General features: G+C 48.8%; 3 protein-coding genes and 1 pseudogene. 1 reads left to right on the top strand and 3 read right to left on the bottom strand.

Annotated elements, in window-relative coordinates:
* The 3 genes and pseudogenes from ACP5N5_RS06100 to ACP5N5_RS06090 all read right to left on the bottom strand — a co-directional run.
* Nucleotides 1–528 (bottom strand): annotated as a pseudogene (locus ACP5N5_RS06100) (hypothetical protein); the annotation flags it as partial.
* A gap of 42 nt (nt 529–570) precedes the next feature.
* Nucleotides 571–993, bottom strand: a complete 423-nt coding sequence (locus ACP5N5_RS06095) for an archaellin/type IV pilin N-terminal domain-containing protein (RefSeq protein WP_428133973.1) — start codon at nt 991–993, stop codon at nt 571–573.
* Between the two features lie 149 nt (nt 994–1,142).
* Nucleotides 1,143–2,735: a PKD domain-containing protein gene (locus ACP5N5_RS06090; protein ID WP_428133971.1), complete on the bottom strand. Its 1,593-nt coding sequence runs from the start codon at nt 2,733–2,735 to the stop codon at nt 1,143–1,145.
* 113 nt (nt 2,736–2,848) lie between these two features.
* On the opposite strand from ACP5N5_RS06090, the gene ACP5N5_RS06085 reads away from it, so the two are divergent.
* A complete protein-coding gene (locus tag ACP5N5_RS06085) occupies nt 2,849–3,412 on the top strand; it encodes a DUF996 domain-containing protein (RefSeq protein ID WP_428133969.1) in 564 nt (187 codons plus the stop codon).
* Nucleotides 3,413–3,783: the final 371 nt, after the last annotated feature.

Raw genomic sequence — 3,783 nt, 5'->3', positions numbered from 1 at the left:
CTGCTGTAGCTCCACAAGCTCTCTTATTGATTCAACCCTGAGATTAGTCTCTATGAAGTCTACCCTTGGATCAATGCTGGCCAACCTATGCCTAACCCATATGGTGCCGGGCCCCGTTATTGATATATCCTCGACGTATGGATCATCAAGTAACACCTGGAGAACCCTGTAGCCGAGGATCATCTTCAATACGTATTCAACCTGGGGGCTGCTCTCCCTGGGGATCCCCAGGATCATTGATGCTACATCAGTCACCGGGACTCCTCTACGTATGTGGAGCAAAATGTCTCTAAGCCTCGACTTAACTAGGTTTACTAGCTCTTCATCCACGAGTAACCTGGCTTCATATCTGAATACTCCATCACCGTGTTTCACAAGCCTAACCATGTAGCCTCCAACACGGTACTCTGCGACAATCATACCAGTGTCCCGGGAGGAGATCCCATTCACCCCTGGATCACTGGATCCGGGCCAGCATCGACCAATGTCTCCACATAGTGGTTCGGAGGGCTTGAAGGATGTGTGCAAACAGGGTCACCTTGTGGAGAAAAAATTAATGGTAAGCCGGGCTTAACCTCCTGTGGCGAAGACGACTTGCGAACGCCCGGTTGCTGAATCAGTCACGTTGACAAGTATCCTCAATACTGTGACACCATTTTGTAGAGGCACTGTGAATACTAGCTGGACATCACTCTTACCGCTGGCTACCTGGGGCGTTAATGGTGGTGTATAAGTGGAGCCGTTGGAGAATACTATGGTTGCACTGTTAACGCTAATGCTTGAGGGTAATAGGTTGCTGACAACCAATGTGATTACACCGATTCCGGGGGAACCATATGTAATACTATACCTGGCCACAGCCATATCTGTTGATGGAAGCTTAGTGCTCTGGTAATCGATGTAGGACTTGATGCCGAATGCGGCAACTACAGCGATCAATATCATTACTATTACAGCTATGACCTCACTAATACCCTTGACCCCACGCCTCATACAACCACCACGAGTCGATCTAAGGGTAGGAGTCAAATAAGGAGTGTTCGATAACCATTTCTGGATTATAGGTCTTCCAACACCTCTTGCGGAAAAGAAGCTTGATAGGGTCATTGAGTTGTGGAACTTAAAGTTGCTGGCTTAATTTATTATTTGGTATCCCTGGTTCTCCATGATGGTACCCTGGATTGATACGGATTTAACAATCTTATTCTTTGAGGCGTGTTTGCCACAGCTTGCAACCCCTGTGTTCTAGTCTGCCTCCTCTCCTCTATTGTTCTCATTGCTCTGAGTACGGTGTATAATAGTATGCTGGCACTCCTCGTGATCACCGGGCCCACTCCACCCAGTAATCCTATTATATTGGGTAGTATCATATATATGAATACACTGGTTAAAGCCTGCCCTGCTACACCGACCTGAGTGCTCCAGGTCCTCATGAACACTGCTGTTAAGGGGCCCGCGAGAACCAGGCTACCCCAGAGTCCTATTACCCTTTTCATTGCCCCACGTAGAGCCGGGTGGAGGTATGCGACTGCCAGTATTGGTGTTGAAACTGTTATGGTGAGTATGAGCCAGTGCCTGATCACGACTAGCGCGGAGGCTGAGGCAAGCATAATGGTTAATACAACGGCTAAATTCGCTGCTACAGGTATGAAGAAGCCGAGCGCCACTCCTGTTGATATAAGTGCCAGTATCGAGGCTATAGAAGGCATTGGATCAACACCCTCAACCACCTTGAGGGAGAGAGCGTTAAGCATGTCAACCGAGGCATTATGGAGATAGGGGGCTGTAAGAGATAGGAGAACGACTATCAAGGCTTCTCTAACAACATCGATGAAGCCTCTCGGCTCACCCTCGAAGACGGCCTGGAGTAGCCTGAACCCCAGGTAGAGGCCTAGCCCACTCATCGAGATGGAGAGCGTTAACTCGTAGAGACCCCATTCAGCCGACCCCTCCTCAAGCCTGGGAGATGTAGTGAGCAACTGAAGGTTGAAGGGTGTTGAGACAACCTGCCAGAACATGCTGAAGAACCCGGTTACAGGGGAGACTATTATGTCGAAAGGCCATGGAGGCGTCCACGGTTTATCCGAGACACTTACAGCGATACTATTGAAGCCTGTTAAACCACTACTGTTCACATTAACCCGTATCACGTATGCCCCGCTTGAATTATAGACATGGTTGAGCCTCAAGGAGGAGCCGTCATCGAACTCCTCAACAACCCCATCACCCCATGAAACAGTATAGGAGGCACCATTGATCCCAGGGGAGATGAAGACCGAGAGGCCGACTGCCTCCCCGACATAATAGCCCTGCCTATCAGTGTAGAGGTAGACATAGAGTGGCCCACCATAGTCTCCATGGAGGCTGCTGCCCAGGTAAATACCCATCAACCCAACCCCGATGAGGAGGATGCCCCCTAGAATACTGGAGATGCCTTCACCGATCCTGCCCATGGCAATATATAATCCACCAATTAGTACGAGCCCCAGTGAAGACGCGTAGAGGATCCAGCCGTAGGGAGCATGCCCTAATATGTCCTGCGATGCATTATAGAGGGAGTTAACTAAGATGCTGGAGAAGCCAGCTAGGAGTAGCCCGGCTACACCCCTGAGGAACCAGGCCCCGGAATCCCTGTGTCCTAGGACATGCTTGATGATTGAGACTATTATAACACTAATGCTTAAAGCCCATAGAATCCAGTCGAGGTATCCTAGTAAACTAGACAACATATCCATAGAGATCCCTGGAGAAGGAATGCTTCCTGGAGTGAAATAATCAGTGCGTCACGGCCCTATATAAGGCTATATTAAGTCTAGAACAGATCTAATATATAAGTGAGGTAAGGGGAATGGAGTTTGACTCGAGTAGGATACTGGCCGGAATAGGATCAATCCTCATGGCAATAGGCGTCTTTATCCCGTTGCTGACGCTAGTGGGATTAATACTGTTACTAATAGGGTTGAAGGGTCTCTCAGATACGTACAGGGAGGAGGGCATATTCAGGAATGCCTTATATGCCGTGATAATCGGTGTAATAGGTTTAGCGACAATAATATTTGTAGCAATATCTATAGCAGGGATCGCAATAACCTTCGCTCCCAGTATACCACTGCACATGGCGAGAGGAGTAATTGGTACAGTACTACTTTTCATCGTGGTATACTTTGTCATCCTAGTATTAGAGGCATTATTCTACAAGAAGTCCCTTGATCTCCTAGCAACTAAATCAGGTGAGAAGCTCCTGGAGACAGCAGGGCTATTATTATTGATCGGGGCGGCTTTGACGATCATAATAGTGGGATTAATACTGATTTTCATAGCATGGATAATAGCCGCAGTAGCCTTCTTCAGCTTGAAGCCGCCACAGCCAGCCCAGGAGCAGGTAGTGCAGGCACCTCCGGCACTAGCTTAAAGAGCTTTTTCCCGGGGTTCACAGCTTCATGAGGCCTCGTCTTTCAAGGCGTGGAGCTTGTTTGTAAGCTTTTTGCTAGACAGCAGTACTTGGAGTTGGTGTACAGCTCATTGTCTCCTAGACTCGCTGTGCACCGCCCGCAGACTGACGGCGGGCCCTGAACAAGTGATGCCGTCCCAGTGAGGGACACCCGAAGAAATGAGGAAAGCTCCAGCAGGGATAGAGTCCTCGCCCCTCAGGATGAGGAGCCTCGGTATGTTGTTTCTGCTTTCATATAGGTTCACTATTGAAGAATGCAATCGCATACATGAATCTCTTCCTTAATTCAAGATGTAGGGTGCTCGCGAACACTCCTAAGCCAGATGCAAGCC

This window comes from Desulfurococcus sp., from assembly GCF_049970475.1.
Classification (GTDB): Archaea; Thermoproteota; Thermoprotei_A; order Sulfolobales; family Desulfurococcaceae; genus Desulfurococcus; species Desulfurococcus amylolyticus.
The sequence above is the reverse complement of the archived record's forward strand: the minus strand, read 5'-3'. Positions and strand labels throughout refer to the sequence as shown.

Coding starts and splice junctions, on each gene's coding strand:
- ACP5N5_RS06085 (WP_428133969.1), top strand. CDS start 2,849: ATGGAGTTTGACTCGAGTAGGATACTGGCCGGAATAGGATCAATCCTC.
- ACP5N5_RS06090 (WP_428133971.1), bottom strand. CDS start 2,735: ATGGATATGTTGTCTAGTTTACTAGGATACCTCGACTGGATTCTATGG.
- ACP5N5_RS06095 (WP_428133973.1), bottom strand. CDS start 993: ATGAGGCGTGGGGTCAAGGGTATTAGTGAGGTCATAGCTGTAATAGTA.